The sequence below is a fragment of the Staphylococcus simulans genome (assembly GCF_047037175.1).
GTDB lineage: Bacteria > Bacillota > Bacilli > Staphylococcales > Staphylococcaceae > Staphylococcus > Staphylococcus simulans_C.
The window spans coordinates 1,325,922-1,339,700 of record NZ_CP178241.1; the positions used below are offsets into that span (position 1 = coordinate 1,325,922).

The following is a 13,779-nucleotide window of genomic DNA, read 5'->3' on the forward strand; positions in this document are numbered from 1 at the left end:
TGGTTCAATAGGATGACTGTCTATTTAAAAAATCAAATGCGATAAAAGTAGTAATAAATGAATATTGGGGAATACAATTAATCAATGTCATAATGAATGTGTATGGCATACACAAACAAGGAGGAATAAACGATGACACAAACATATATTCGTGTCAAAGGCGCGACACAGAACAACTTAAAATCCATCGATGTAGACATTCCAAAACATTTGATCACTGTATTTACAGGCCGTTCTGGTTCTGGAAAGTCTTCACTCGTTTTTAACACGCTAGCAGCTGAATCAGAGCACCTCTTAAACGAAACTTATTCAAGTTACATACAGTTTCACCTTAATCAGCAACCTAGACCTAACGTCGAGCATATCGACCATCTGCCTGTTGCGATGACAATCAGCCAACAACGTTATAACGGAAATTCCCGTTCAACCGTCGGCACGATTTCAGACATTTATGCCTCAGTACGCTTATTATGGTCACGTATCGGCACACCTTTTGTAGGGTATTCTGATGTCTTTTCATTCAATAGCCCTTCAGGCATGTGCGAAGCATGTGAAGGCTTAGGGTATATTGAATCAATTAATTTAGATGAATTGTTAGATTGGGATAAATCGTTAAATGAAGGTGCTATCGACTTCCCTTCTTTCGGTCCAAATAAAGAAAGAGGAAAAGCATATCGTGATAGCGGTTTGTTTGATAATAATAAAAAGTTAAAAGACTTTACCAAAAAAGAACTCGATTTATTTTTATATCAACAGCCTATGAAGCTTAAAAATCCGCCGAAAGAATGGAGAAAATCTGCGAAATATGTGGGATTGATTCCGCGTTTCAGTCGAATCTTTTTGGGTGATAAAACGTTCGCCAAAAAACGTTATGCACGCCATTTAAAACACGTCGTTACAACTAAAACATGTCCTGTTTGTGAAGGACAAAGACTAAATCAAAAGGTATTAAGTTGTAAAATCAACGGCTATAACATTTCAGATTTTACTAAAATGACAATTAAAGAAAATTTGGCATTCTTGGATCAGTTGAATCAACCTACTGCCGAATTTATTATTGCGCCGCTTCGAAAACAACTTGAAGCCTTGGACTTCATCGGATTAAGTTATTTAACACTTGATCGTGTCACTACCACTTTATCTGGCGGTGAAGCACAACGTCTCAAATTAATCCGTCATTTGAACAGTCCTTTATCTGATTTAGTTTATATTATTGATGAACCGAGTGTCGGCCTGCATCCTGAAGATATTAAAAAAATCAATATTATTTTACAATCTCTTAAAGAAAAAGGCAATACTGTATTAATTGTTGAACATGATCCAGATGTCATTAAAGCAGCCGATCATGTCATAGACATGGGACCAGGTTCTGGCAAAAACGGCGGCCAAATTACATTTGAAGGTGATTATGCATCCTTGTTGAAATCTGAAACAGCGACAGGCCAAGCATTAAGAAAGCAACATCATCTTAAAGAAGCCGTACGAAAACCTGCAGATTATTTCCACCTTGGCCCCATTACAGAAAACAATTTAAAAAATGCGACAGTCGATTTGCCGAAACACGTCATGACTGTAATGACCGGCGTAGCAGGTTCAGGTAAAAGTACTTTAATTAAAAAAGGATTTGAAGACCATGAACATACAATTTTTGTCGATCAAAAAGCAGTACAAGGTTCTAGTCGTTCTAATCTGCTGACGTATTTAGGCGTCTTTGACCAAGTACGTCAATTCTTCAGCAAACAAACAGGATTAAGCAAAGCCATGTTTAGTTACAACTCTAAAGGTGCCTGTCCTAATTGTGGCGGTAAAGGCTATATTAAGACTGAACTTGCGTTTATGGCAGATTTTTCACAGACTTGTGAAGTATGTCACGGTAAACGTTATAAACCAGAAGTGTTAGACGCAACCGTTGATGGTTATAATATTTCAGATATTTTAAATTTAACGGTTGATGAAGGGTTAGACTTCTTTAAAGGACATTCAGATATTGAAAATGCGTTAGCGTCACTCAGTCAAACTGGCTTAAATTATATGGCGCTCGGTCAACCGCTAGATACCTTATCTGGCGGAGAGATTCAACGTGTTAAATTAAGTCAGCATTTAGTCAATCCCACTACCGATTATGTCTATGTTTTTGATGAACCGACTACAGGATTGCATGAAGAAGATATTCCGCTCTTGTTGAATCGATTTAATGATCTAATTGAAGCTGGTAATACTGTGATTCTTATAGAACATAACTTATCGATGATGTGTGAAACGGATTGGATGATTGATGTTGGACCAGGTCCAGGATTAGAAGGCGGTCAAATCTTATTCAGCGGCCTGCCAAAAGACTTCTTAGAAACAGATACTTTAACTGCTAAGCATTTAAAACGTTATATCAATGCATAATGAAAAGGCTCAACCAAAAAATGCGGTTGAGCCTTATTTCTATGACCATAATGTTTGATTTATATCAGTTCAAATTATTTTTTACTGCAAATTGTATCAGCTGATGATAATGCAGCTAATTTTAATAAGTCAGTCGCATGTTTAGCGCCTGCTTTACCATGGCCTGCTTCGAAGTGTTTGTAGATAGCAACACCTAAAACACCTGCAGCTAATAATGAAGCCACATTTGTCATTTTTTTGTTGCCGAAACTAACTAAATAGATTAAGCCACTTGCTGCTTCTAGAGCACCTGCCACAGTTACCCATTTTTCATCAAGGCCGAACACATTAGTGAAAGTATCTTTCATGCCTGCGTCCCCTTTTAATTTAGGTTCTGAAGCCTGTAATAATTCTTTAGCGATTTTAATATTGTTTAAGTAACGTAATAACATAGTACAATCTCCTTTATTTATTATTAAAATATTCCTCTACAATAGGTTTTACCCTTTCTCCGTATAATTTAATTGCGTTCATTACACGGTCATGCGGCATAGACCCTACTGGGAGGTGAATCATAAAGCGATTTAAGTTCAATTCTTCGATTACCTTGATCATTTTGTGAGCAACCGTTTCTGGACTTCCCACAAACATTGCGCCTTCATCACTGATTTCACGTTGGAAATGTGCAAGATCATATGGCGGCCAGTTGCGTTCTCTAGCGATAATATCATGTGCAACTTTCGTCGGCGCATAAAATTCACGTTGTGCCGCTTCATCCGTTTCTGCAATATAGCCCCATGAATGTACAGCGACAGGCATATCTTCTGCACGATAACCTCTATTTTCAGCAACTGCACGATAGACGGCAATGTTACGTTTGAAGCGTCTAGGATTACCGCCAATAATCGCATAAGTAATCGGTAAACCGAACTCTGCAGCTCTCATTGAAGACTCTGGCGTGCCTCCTGTTGCGAGCCAAATTGGAATTTCCTTTTGAACCGCTCTCGGGTATACTCCTAAATTGTTGATAGCTGGACGTAAACCGCCTTCCCATTTAACAATCTCATGTTGGTTGATTCTTTTCAACAATTCAAGCTTCTCAATGAATAATTGATCGTAATCATCAAGATTGTAGCCAAATAATGGGAATGATTCGATAAATGAACCTCGACCTACCATAATTTCAGCACGGCCATTAGAAACTGCATCCAATGTCGCAAAGCGTTCATAGACACGTACGGGATCATCTGATGATAAAACCGTTACTGCAGATGAAAGTTTAATATGCTTTGTCGTAGTTGCGGCAGCAGCCAAAACAGTTACTGGATCTGAAACTGCATAATCTGAACGATGATGTTCACCTAAACCATAAACATCTAGACCAACTTCATCAGCCAGCTGGATTTCTTTTACGATGTTTTGAATACGTTCTGCTGCTGTGAGTTTTTCTTGAACGCCATTTTCTGTATAGATATTCGTGTTGTCTGCAAAGGATGTCATTCCAATTTCGATTTTCACTTTTCTTCACCTCTCTAGGTATAATTTTTATACTTAAATAATACAGCTGTTTATAAGTGAAGTCAATACTTTCAACTCGAGCTGAATTAAGTTACAAAATTCCCTCCATATAATGAAGAAACGCCAAATTTTACATTCAATTAATACTTCACACCTATACATTGCGTTTAATTAGATGACTATCTATTCGACCGATTTTTAAAATGAAACAATCTTCAGATTAACTAAAACGCAACATATATTCATTTGAAATTATGTTTCGAAGTTTTCTGTTATATTACAAGCCTGTAATATTAACAAGCTTTACAATTAATTAAAGTTGTTAAAAAAGCGATAATATCAATATTCTAAGACTATGGGCCTACTTCCATGCTTATTACATCCAAATACATAATTATTAGAACTAAATTACAAAACGATAACAACCCACACAAGCTGGAATTTTTTTGATAGAGTAAGTCTTGTCGTTAAAAGAACGAAAAACAAATTAAAAAATCTTAGTAAATGTTAATCCAGTCACGAGACTTAAAAAATAATTTAGCTTATTATCTTTAGGAGGATATTTTATCATGAATAAAATCGCTACTACTACAATCGCTACAGCAGGTTTAGGAATCGCTGCTTTAACTTTATCTAATCACGATGCAGACGCTGCACAAAATAACGGATACAACCCTAACGATCCTTATTCTTACAGCTACTCATACACAATTGACCAAGATGGTAACTACCACTACACTTGGGAAGGTAACTGGAACCAATCTAATCAATACAATAACTACTATGGTACTTACGCTCAATACAATAACAACAACACAGCTAACAATAACTACACAAACTATGCTAGCTACAATACACAAACAACTGCTCCACGTACTGGCGGTTTAGGTGCTTCATACTCAACTTCAGACAACAACATTAAAGTAACAACAACTTCAGCACCAAAATCAAGCGCTAACACATTCGCTAACCGTTCATCATCAGGTGCGAACCTTTACACAGCTGGTCAATGTACTTATTACGTATTCGACAAAGTTGGCGGTAAAATCGGTTCAACTTGGGGCAACGCTAATAACTGGGCTAACGCAGCTGCAGCATCAGGTTACACAGTAAACAACAACCCTTCAGCTGGCGCTATCTTACAAACTAGCCAAGGTGCATTCGGTCACGTTGCATACGTTGAAAATGTAAACAGCGACGGTTCAATCAACGTTTCTGAAATGAACTACGGTCAAGGCCCTGGCGTTGTTACTTCACGTACAATCTCAGCTAGCCAAGCAAGTGGTTACAACTACATTCACTAATTTATAGATATACTATAAACCAACTGATTCGCTACAATCAGTTGGTTTTCTTTTTGTCTTTTATCTTTTTCTGTTTAACTTTCCTTTTTCTTTATGTATCTTGTATCTTGTCTCTTCTCTTTATTTTCTCTTTAAACGCGATGATACTTCACTTGAAACAAATGAAATAGCCGGCAAACCTAGGTATACTAACCTAAGTCTGCCGGCTATTTTATCTATTTACAACGTTATAACCAAAATGCGACCATAATCCAGAATGCGAAAGCTAACACATATAATAGTGGGAAACTTTCTGATACTGGACGCTTAAGCTGTCTATATAGAACATAGCCTCCTAAACCTATAGCCATACCGGCTGTTAGGACCATACGTACCACGTACATTTCTACTGTGGCATTAATCCCAAGCTGCGGACTGATCGTCATGACTTCAATCAGTGATAAGATAATTATCATCACAGTATAAACTACCGTGTCCTTCGTTTTGTTGCTTTGGGAAAGTGTCCAAAATATTAATAACCCGAAGATCGACGTCATTAACATTTCATGTGCTAAAAATTCCGACATAGAAGAATCAACTCTATATTGCAAAATCGCTACAAAATACAATATAAAGCTGATTACTAAATAGATAATAGAAGGATATTTTACAGTTAAATTATCTAAATTGAAGTATCGATGAATTCCTAGACACAATAGTAATATCGCTACAAGTATTACTACATATAGCATGGAATCACCTCATTCATATAATATTTAATAACCGTTTTAGTGCACAACTAAACATTATAAATATTAATTTTTTAACAATAATGATTGGAATTGCAATTAATCCTTCTTTGATAACTCTAATTGTTCCACCATTAGTATGTTATACCCCTTAATTGAAGGTTTAATGTGTAAAACCTGAAAAATTATAAAAAGTCAAAGAAAAACTGCCCCACTTCTATGTGTGAGGCAGTTCATCATTAACCGTGTTGCGTATAATGTGTTGTGTCTGGTGATTTGACCTTTTTGATTGACCAGCCTGTAAAGGCATAGAATAAGGCGAAAATCACACATAAATAACAAGGTACCGTCCAAATAAAGTAAGAATAGACGTTTACACCTAATTGTTGCGTATAATAAATACCTGATGTTCCCCATGGTATCAATGGAATAATCATTGTACCTGAGTCTTCAAGCGTTCGTGATAGGTTCGTACGTGATAACTTCATTTCATCATACATATCATATAACAACATTCCGACAACGATAATGACTACAGATGCGACACCTGCCGCTAACACCATGATTAACCCAGACACAACTGTGACTAGAATTAATGTACCTGGTGACGTTACTTTGTCTTTTATCGTATTTAACATCACTGTTAAGCAGCCTGATTTCTCAACAATCCCCGCAAAAGCATAGCCGCAGAAGATAGTTACAATGACTTGGGTCATACTCATCATGCCGCCTTGCTCAAGCAAAGTGGTCGCTTTATCATTTAAGTTTACTTGTTGTACGATCATATCCGGTTTAAAACCATCAAAGGCTGCTTTGAAACCATCTGCTAGTTTGAAGCCATGATTCCAAGCGCCGACAAATATCGCCGCGACACACGAAACCAGCATCGCCGGTACGGTTGAAAAACGCAACAGCAAGCAAACAATGATAATAATGGCTGGAATCCATACTGCGAAATTAATTTGATAAACATTGTCGAGTTGGCGTAACAAAGCATTAATTTGGCTTTTATCCGCACTCGATTTATGATTTAATCCCGCAAAGAACCAGACAATCATACCAATGATCGATGCTGGAATCGTCGTCCATAACATGGCTTTGATATGCGCAAAAATATTTACGTTCGTCACCATAGCTGCTAAGTTTGTCGTATCAGATAATGGTGATAATTTATCACCGAATACGGCACCTGCAATAATCGCACCTGCAGCCATACCCGCATCAATATGTAGTTGATGTGCAATCGCAATTAACGCTATCCCTGCTGTTGATGCAGAGCCCCATGCAGTTCCTGTTGCCATAGATGTAATTGCTGAAATTAAAAACGCAGAGACCAAGAAATAACTTGGATTCAATAATTTCAACCCATAATAAATCAGAGCAGGTACAGTTCCAGAATACATCCATGTCCCAACTACAATCCCTACGCATAAAATAATATAAATCGTAGGCATTGCTGTACTCAGCCGTTGTGTAATCCCCTCTTCTAAGTCTTTCCAACGTAAGCCTACACGCCAGGCAATCACTGACGCATAAGCTGCTGAAAGAATTAATAATGGTTGTACTGGAATTCCAAATACCACAAATCCAACAATAACTAATAACATCATCACAACGATTGTTGAAATGGATTCAAGTAATGTCGGCATTCTCTTCATAATATGTCCCCCTTATTTAATTATTAATCTAATCCAACTTTATCTCTGCCTAACTCATCGATGGTTAAACCTTCTTCAAAGAAGTCACGTTCTAGTATCGTTGAAGCAATCACAATGATCGCGTCAATGTTCGGCGTTTCTACCCCAATTTCACGCCCTAAGCTTGACCATAATACTAATCCAAACGCAATATCTTCTGTTAAATAACGGTTTTTCACGTGGTTAGGTCCTGGAATTTGTGAGAAGACAGGACTTTCGTTGAACAAACGGTTTAACGGTTCATCTTCACGATCTCTTTCTAAGTAACCACGTTGGATACGTGCTTCTTTTGCGGTTTGCAGTTCGAATCCTAAACGACGTCCAAGTGATAGTCGTTCTAGCTCTACCGCATGCAGCAAGCGTACTGTATGTTTGGTAATCCCTTCTTTATATAATGAGAAATCACCAGAGTAATCAATACGTCCAACATTTAACAATGTAGGTCCTGGATGTACTTCAGGGTTTCCGTTTTCTAAGTTCGTTTTCCACAAGTTTTCCTCTTTAATAATTTGAGGATAAATCTTTTCAACAATTTCAAAATCGTCACTTAAATGTTCTTGAATGTATGAAGTGAAATATACTTTACGTACGTTAAGTGATAAATCAACCACACCTTCTTCGAAGTCTACACGTGTCCCATAAGTTAATGTGTTTGCTTCGCAAAAACGTGGACAAACATCAATATATTCATCTTCTAATACATTTAAGAATCGTGCTGAACCCATCGCTGCTGCCATGTTGAAGAAAATAATTTGATTATCTGTGACAAATGGCGCCATAATACGTGCGTAATATTCAATAAATGTTGAAGGAATAATCATTTGAACGATTTCTGCACCTTCTAATACTTCTTCAATGTCATCACTGACTTGTGTGAATTTCACAAAGCTTTCTTCACCTTCGTTATTAAAATGGAAGCCGCCTTGTTCAATCGCTTTATCAAATTTTTCAATAGAAGCATTTCGGCAATAAAGTTTGACATCGTGCCCTTTACTTGTCATATGAACAGCGGCTGTCACTGCCCCATTCCCTGAACCAATAATTGCTATTTTCATTCTTCATACCTTCTTTCTTTATTTAGTCATGATTATGAAAGACCGTACAATAGCTTTATTGCTAGAAATAAAGTGATGTACGGTCTCTCGAAGTGTGAAAATATCATTTCATCTATTTGACCGTCTAATATAAAACAAGGCAGAAAACAAAGAAACTTGTGTATGCTTGAACACGCACCGTTACAGCTTTCTGCGACCATCAAATAGTGTATTATAGTTATCGTAACACGATTAGACAAATAATAAAATAAAAATTTGTTTCTTACTTATTAACAATAATACACATATCATTCATACCCTACTTCTCTTTTTTTATTATTTTTGTTCCAGGTCAAAAAAGGTAATAAATATTGAAAATTGCTCTGTTGTATTTCATTTATTGATTATTCTTGATATATTTAAAGTAATCTTAAATATCGGAGGAACGCTATGACTCAGGAACCAAAACCCGAACAAGCCACCGAGCACACTGAAGTTTATCAACAATTTCCAACAGAAGATGCACGCTTATTCGCATGTTTAATATATGTCTTAAGTTTTTTTGTAAGTATTATTGGTCCTTTAATTATTTGGTTAATCAAAGGCAATGAATCTTATTTTGTGAATAAGACTGCTAAAAATTATTTTAATTTCCTCATTTCATATACGATTTGGATGTTTGTCGCATTATTGTTATGCCTAGTATTGATTGGATTAATCATCTTACCGATTCTAGGTATACTCGTGATTGTTTTCACCGTTGTTGCTGCTGTCAAAGCTTATAATGGTGAAGAATATCTCATCCCACTATCGATCCGCTTCTTCAACTAATACCTGCACACAACCACAGCGTTGTGTGTTTTTTTATTAACTTCTCTTCAAAAACACAACTATTGTGTCCCTGTAGTTAATTTGAGAAAATAGACAGTGCTGAATTATTAAGAAGGAGGCATATGGATATGCGTTGGTTCAAAGTCATTTTAGCTGGCTTAGTTGAAATCATATGGGTGAATTGTATTAAAAATGCAGATTCCGTACTGAGTTGGGGACTGACCTTAATCATGATTGCAATCAGTTTTGCGTTAGTCATCAATGCTTGTAAAACATTGCCTGTCGGAACTGCTTATGCGATATTCGTCGGTATTGGGACAGTGGGTACGATTATAATAGATATGGTCGTTTACGGTGACCCTTTCAGCTTTACTAAACTCTTTTTCATTATCTTATTGTTGATAGGTATTATCGGCTTAAAACTTTCAACAGATGAAACAGAAAGCGAGGGTTCCCACTGATGGCTTGGTTATATTTATTGATTGCAGGCTGTTTTGAAATTCTAGGTGTTATCCTATTAAATGAATTAAATCGAACAGGCAAGAAGTTTTATATCATATTGCTCGGAATCGCATTTATATTCAGTTTCAGTATCCTGTCTCTTGCGATGAAATCTATCCCTATGGGGACAGCGTACGCAATTTGGACAGGCATTGGCACTGGCGGCGGTGCTATTATCAGTATGATATTTTACAATGAATCCAAGAATATCTGGCGGATTCTTTGTATCGGGTTAATCGTCGTTTCTTCAGTCGGTTTGAAACTGATTTCATAATCATGCATGCGCTTACGGTGTATTCATTGTTTCTCCTTCTTCCTTTTAATATAATTGATATATAAACTAGAAAAGGGAGTGTTTTGTATGGCTAAGGTCTATATTGCAGGCCCTATCCCACAAGTAGGACTTGATATACTTGAGAATAATAATATCGAAGTAGATATGTATGATGGCCCAGGTGTGGTAGATCAAGAAACATTAAAAAATGGTGTGAAAGATGCTGATGCATTAATCAGTATTTTATCTACAAACGTCGATAAAGATGTCATCGCAGCAGGCGAAAACTTAAAAGTTATCGCAAACTATGGTGCTGGCTTTAATAACGTAGATATTGATTACGCTGAATCAAAAGGTATCTATGTGACGAACACACCAGGTGTTTCAACACGCTCTACTGCAGAATTAACATTTGCGTTAGTCCTAGCAGTGGCACGCCGTATTGCTGAAGGTGATCAACTTTCACGTACGAAAGGCTTTGATGGCTGGGCACCATTATTCTTCAGAGGCCGTGAAGTTTCAGGTAAAACAATCGGTATCTTTGGTTTAGGTAACATTGGTTACGCTGTCGCAAAACGCGCCAAAGCATTCGATATGGATATCTTGTACACAGGTCCGCATCGTAAAGAAGATAAAGAAAAAGAATTAGGTGCGAAATATGTTGATTTTGACACATTATTAAAAGAGTCAGACTTTATCACAATCAACGCAGCTTACAATCCTGATTTACACCATTTATTCGATACAGAACAATTCAAACAAATGAAACCGACAGCTTATTTAGTCAATGCTGCGCGTGGTCCGATTGTAAATGAACAAGCACTTGCAGATGCATTGAAAGATAAAGTCATCGAAGGTGCAGCACTAGACGTTTATGAATTCGAACCAAAAATCACTGAAGACTTAAAATCACTAGATAACGTTGTGATTACACCACATATCGGTAACGCGACATTTGAAGCGCGTGACGGTATGGCTGAAATCGTCGCAAATAACACAGTAGATGTTCTAAAAGACGATAAAGCACCACAATACGTAGTGAATAACGTGAAATAATCATTGATTTAAAATACAAATGAGGTTAGGGATTTTCTTCCCTAACCTCATTTTTGTATTTCATATTGTTTTTTATCGATGCTTACTCCAATTACTATCGTTTTAAATGACAGTATTTTAAACTGATTTTGTTTTATATAAGAACTTCGCTTGATTAGAAATCAGCTTAGACGGCGTACGTTTTAATACGAAGTTACGTAACCCAATCATCAAGCCATTTTGATATTGTGCTTTTTTACCAATACTGCGAGAACGTTTGATCACTTTCGCAGTATGTTTCACACGTAGTGTGTCATAACGTGTTAATGCTTCTCTGAAGTCATAAGTGTTTAAACAATTGGCTAAGACAATCGCATCTTCCATGGCTTGTCCTGCACCTTGTCCCATATTTGGTGTCGTCGCATGTGCCGCATCACCAAGCAATAATGTACGGCCATAGACAAAGGATTGAAGGGGTGTTAAGTCATAAATATTATGATGCAGAATACCCGTTTCACTTTGTTGATCTAAAATACGTCTGACTTCATTTGGATAATGATTATAATACGCTTGGATATATGGTTTTGTGAACTTTTTAAATTCAGGATCATTTTCTTTCGCATTCACCGCAATAAACCAATAAGCCTGGTTATTTAACATTGGGACAATACCGACACGACCTTTAGCGCCCCAGAATTCTTTTGCGGTATGCGAATCATTTAATGTCACATCCTCTACCATACCTCTGAAGCATGTATAGCCTTGATAGTTAACTGTTGCTTTAGGGTTAACTTGTCCACGAACGATAGAATGTACCCCATCTGCACCAATACATAAATCAAAGTGATGTGTTTCACCTTGTTCCGTTGTTAGCGTTACTTTTGAACTGTTTTGAACAAGTTTCACTATTTTAGTTCCTGTATGGATTGATGCTTCTGGCACATAAGATGCGATAATATCTAATAGAGCTTGTCTTGGGAGTGTTAAATTAACTGTCCCTTTTTTCATCACTGCTTTGTTTAATACATGCCCTTTGTCATCTAAAATTTCCATAGTTTTGATGACTTGCCCTGCATTTTTAATGCCCTTAGCCATATCATGATTGCCAAGTTTGTCTAGTACATTGCCGCCGATGCCAATACCTGCACCGATTTCTTTAACTTCATCTTGTTGTTCAAATACATATATTTCATGACCTTGTTCATGTAGTAAGGCAGCTGCGGTAAGTCCGCCGATGCCGCCGCCGACAATTGCTATTTTCATCTCAATAATCCACCTCTTTTTAACACTTCCTATTTATTTTATCATATTCCCTAATTCCTATGTATCTAGCCAAATATCATAAAAAGAGGGCTGATGCCCTCTTTGATTATTTATAAAAGCTTTTACGGATATCATCTTTTTTAATGCCGTACTTTTGATAATACGTATCCATCATTCCTGCTATATTTTGGTCCCAGCCAATATCACTCGCATACTGATGCTGCCCGGGTTGGCTTGGGTTCCAACGCATTTGATAAAGAGAGATTTGTCCTTTATCAAAGAAGTCTTTTCTTACGAATCGTGCGCCACCCATAATGGCACGTTCTGGTGAGGTCCACTTCTGTTGTTTCGCATAACTATGACCATGTTTCATCGCATCTTCATCAAACGCACCGATACCATAAAAATTATAATACGTTTTTCCTTTGTATTTGATGCCTTTTGATAACTCAGAACGGCCATGTCCTGTTTCTACTAATGCATGGCTGACAAGATAAAGCACGTTAACTTCATATTTATCTTGCGCTTTTAAAAATGCGTCCCCTTTATTTTCAAGCACGCCTTTGCCTTTTAATAATTGATTCACTTCTTTTTCATCCATTGAGACAGGTTCTGAAATATCCATATAGCTGATATTGTGATTCTGTTTTTTAATAGCCATGGCTTGTTCCACATCCGCTTTCGATGCATTCACAAATTGACCATTATCTTCTTTAGTATTCAATACACCTTTTGAAGTTTGAAGCTGAACTGCTTCATCAAAGGTATAATTTTTGTCGTTTTTGAACCAGCCGGTTTCATTAATGATAAAAAGAATGATGAAAGTTAAAAGAATCAAGCCGACAAACAGCCTGAAAATACGCGTTTTTTGTTTACGATTCATTGTGTGAACTCCTCATATGTTTTTTCTATTTCAACATGAAGTATGCCAAAATCACCACAATCATCACAATTGTGAAAGAAAGATTGATAATAATCTTCATTCCTGTTCTATCACGAAATAAAACATTAAACATCATTAAACTAATCACTAAACCAATCATAAACATCGTAATCGCAAGAACGGCTTTCATCATAATCAAGAAAATAAAACCAAGCACTACAAAAAGATTGGAAATCAATGCGAGCACTTTTAATAGATTCGGGTTAATCGTCAACACCTACTTTCTTAATAGCTATGTATTAAATTCTATTAAAGTTTATCATATTTCAATCATTCTA

At 36.7% G+C, this 13,779-nt stretch carries 14 protein-coding genes; 6 read left to right on the top strand and 8 right to left on the bottom strand.

All coding sequences use genetic code 11. From position 1 onward, the window contains the following. Window positions 1-132: 132 nt before the first annotated feature. Window positions 133-2,394: an ATP-binding cassette domain-containing protein gene (locus ACFCT9_RS06790; protein WP_412518000.1), complete on the top strand. Its 2,262-nt coding sequence runs from the start codon at window positions 133-135 to the stop codon at window positions 2,392-2,394. Between the two features lie 74 nt (window positions 2,395-2,468). Here ACFCT9_RS06790 and ACFCT9_RS06795 read toward each other — a convergent pair whose 3' ends face one another. Together ACFCT9_RS06795 and ACFCT9_RS06800 are read right to left on the bottom strand one after the other, a co-directional pair. Continuing rightward, on the bottom strand, window positions 2,469-2,825 hold the full coding sequence (locus tag ACFCT9_RS06795; protein WP_412518001.1) for a DoxX family protein: 357 nt from the start codon (window positions 2,823-2,825) through the stop codon (window positions 2,469-2,471). A 13-nt stretch (window positions 2,826-2,838) separates the two neighbouring features. After that, a complete protein-coding gene (locus ACFCT9_RS06800; protein ID WP_412518003.1) occupies window positions 2,839-3,891 on the bottom strand; it encodes an LLM class flavin-dependent oxidoreductase in 1,053 nt (350 codons plus the stop codon). 569 nt (window positions 3,892-4,460) lie between these two features. Between ACFCT9_RS06800 and ACFCT9_RS06805 the strand changes: the two genes are divergently transcribed. Next, window positions 4,461-5,195: a CHAP domain-containing protein gene (locus tag ACFCT9_RS06805; protein WP_412518005.1), complete on the top strand. Its 735-nt coding sequence runs from the start codon at window positions 4,461-4,463 to the stop codon at window positions 5,193-5,195. A 227-nt stretch (window positions 5,196-5,422) separates the two neighbouring features. Here ACFCT9_RS06805 and ACFCT9_RS06810 read toward each other — a convergent pair whose 3' ends face one another. From ACFCT9_RS06810 to ACFCT9_RS06820, 3 genes are all read right to left on the bottom strand, one after another. After that, complete coding sequence (locus tag ACFCT9_RS06810; RefSeq protein ID WP_412518007.1) at window positions 5,423-5,653, bottom strand: hypothetical protein; 231 nt, start codon at window positions 5,651-5,653, stop codon at window positions 5,423-5,425. A 509-nt stretch (window positions 5,654-6,162) separates the two neighbouring features. Continuing rightward, window positions 6,163-7,581 (bottom strand): Na+/H+ antiporter NhaC, encoded by a 1,419-nt coding sequence (gene nhaC, locus ACFCT9_RS06815; protein WP_412518009.1) that lies wholly within the window; start codon window positions 7,579-7,581, stop codon window positions 6,163-6,165. Window positions 7,582-7,604: 23 nt separating this feature from the next. Beyond that, on the bottom strand, window positions 7,605-8,675 hold the full coding sequence (locus ACFCT9_RS06820) for an NAD/NADP octopine/nopaline dehydrogenase family protein (RefSeq protein ID WP_412518011.1): 1,071 nt from the start codon (window positions 8,673-8,675) through the stop codon (window positions 7,605-7,607). Between the two features lie 429 nt (window positions 8,676-9,104). On the opposite strand from ACFCT9_RS06820, the gene ACFCT9_RS06825 reads away from it, so the two are divergent. From ACFCT9_RS06825 to ACFCT9_RS06840, 4 genes are all read left to right on the top strand, one after another. Next, window positions 9,105-9,485, top strand: coding sequence for a DUF4870 domain-containing protein (locus ACFCT9_RS06825; RefSeq protein WP_412518012.1), 381 nt, complete (start codon window positions 9,105-9,107; stop codon window positions 9,483-9,485). Between the two features lie 128 nt (window positions 9,486-9,613). Beyond that, window positions 9,614-9,946 (top strand): DMT family transporter, encoded by a 333-nt coding sequence (locus ACFCT9_RS06830; protein ID WP_412518014.1) that lies wholly within the window; start codon window positions 9,614-9,616, stop codon window positions 9,944-9,946. Then, entirely contained in the window at window positions 9,946-10,260 is a 315-nt protein-coding gene (locus tag ACFCT9_RS06835) for a DMT family transporter (RefSeq protein WP_412518016.1), read from the top strand. Before ACFCT9_RS06830 ends, ACFCT9_RS06835 begins: the two co-directional genes overlap by 1 nt. 87 nt (window positions 10,261-10,347) lie before the next feature. Beyond that, window positions 10,348-11,316 (top strand): 2-hydroxyacid dehydrogenase family protein, encoded by a 969-nt coding sequence (locus ACFCT9_RS06840; RefSeq protein ID WP_412518018.1) that lies wholly within the window; start codon window positions 10,348-10,350, stop codon window positions 11,314-11,316. A gap of 117 nt (window positions 11,317-11,433) precedes the next feature. Here ACFCT9_RS06840 and ACFCT9_RS06845 read toward each other — a convergent pair whose 3' ends face one another. From ACFCT9_RS06845 to ACFCT9_RS06855, 3 genes are all read right to left on the bottom strand, one after another. Then, window positions 11,434-12,558 carry an FAD-dependent monooxygenase gene (locus ACFCT9_RS06845; protein WP_412518020.1) on the bottom strand — a complete coding sequence of 375 codons (1,125 nt, stop codon included), beginning with the start codon at window positions 12,556-12,558 and terminating at the stop codon, window positions 11,434-11,436. Between the two features lie 106 nt (window positions 12,559-12,664). Beyond that, complete coding sequence (locus tag ACFCT9_RS06850; protein ID WP_412518022.1) at window positions 12,665-13,441, bottom strand: N-acetylglucosaminidase; 777 nt, start codon at window positions 13,439-13,441, stop codon at window positions 12,665-12,667. Between the two features lie 25 nt (window positions 13,442-13,466). Beyond that, window positions 13,467-13,718 (bottom strand): hypothetical protein, encoded by a 252-nt coding sequence (locus ACFCT9_RS06855; protein ID WP_412518023.1) that lies wholly within the window; start codon window positions 13,716-13,718, stop codon window positions 13,467-13,469. Window positions 13,719-13,779: the final 61 nt, after the last annotated feature.

What these genes read in the sequence shown, in the direction of transcription:
- ACFCT9_RS06790 (WP_412518000.1), top strand. Translation starts at nt 133, where the DNA reads ATGACACAAACATATATTCGTGTCAAAGGCGCGACACAGAACAACTTA.
- ACFCT9_RS06795 (WP_412518001.1), bottom strand. Translation starts at nt 2,825, where the DNA reads ATGTTATTACGTTACTTAAACAATATTAAAATCGCTAAAGAATTATTA.
- ACFCT9_RS06805 (WP_412518005.1), top strand. Translation starts at nt 4,461, where the DNA reads ATGAATAAAATCGCTACTACTACAATCGCTACAGCAGGTTTAGGAATC.
- nhaC (WP_412518009.1), bottom strand. Translation starts at nt 7,581, where the DNA reads ATGAAGAGAATGCCGACATTACTTGAATCCATTTCAACAATCGTTGTG.
- ACFCT9_RS06820 (WP_412518011.1), bottom strand. Translation starts at nt 8,675, where the DNA reads ATGAAAATAGCAATTATTGGTTCAGGGAATGGGGCAGTGACAGCCGCT.
- ACFCT9_RS06825 (WP_412518012.1), top strand. Translation starts at nt 9,105, where the DNA reads ATGACTCAGGAACCAAAACCCGAACAAGCCACCGAGCACACTGAAGTT.
- ACFCT9_RS06830 (WP_412518014.1), top strand. Translation starts at nt 9,614, where the DNA reads ATGCGTTGGTTCAAAGTCATTTTAGCTGGCTTAGTTGAAATCATATGG.
- ACFCT9_RS06835 (WP_412518016.1), top strand. Translation starts at nt 9,946, where the DNA reads ATGGCTTGGTTATATTTATTGATTGCAGGCTGTTTTGAAATTCTAGGT.
- ACFCT9_RS06840 (WP_412518018.1), top strand. Translation starts at nt 10,348, where the DNA reads ATGGCTAAGGTCTATATTGCAGGCCCTATCCCACAAGTAGGACTTGAT.
- ACFCT9_RS06845 (WP_412518020.1), bottom strand. Translation starts at nt 12,558, where the DNA reads ATGAAAATAGCAATTGTCGGCGGCGGCATCGGCGGACTTACCGCAGCT.
- ACFCT9_RS06850 (WP_412518022.1), bottom strand. Translation starts at nt 13,441, where the DNA reads ATGAATCGTAAACAAAAAACGCGTATTTTCAGGCTGTTTGTCGGCTTG.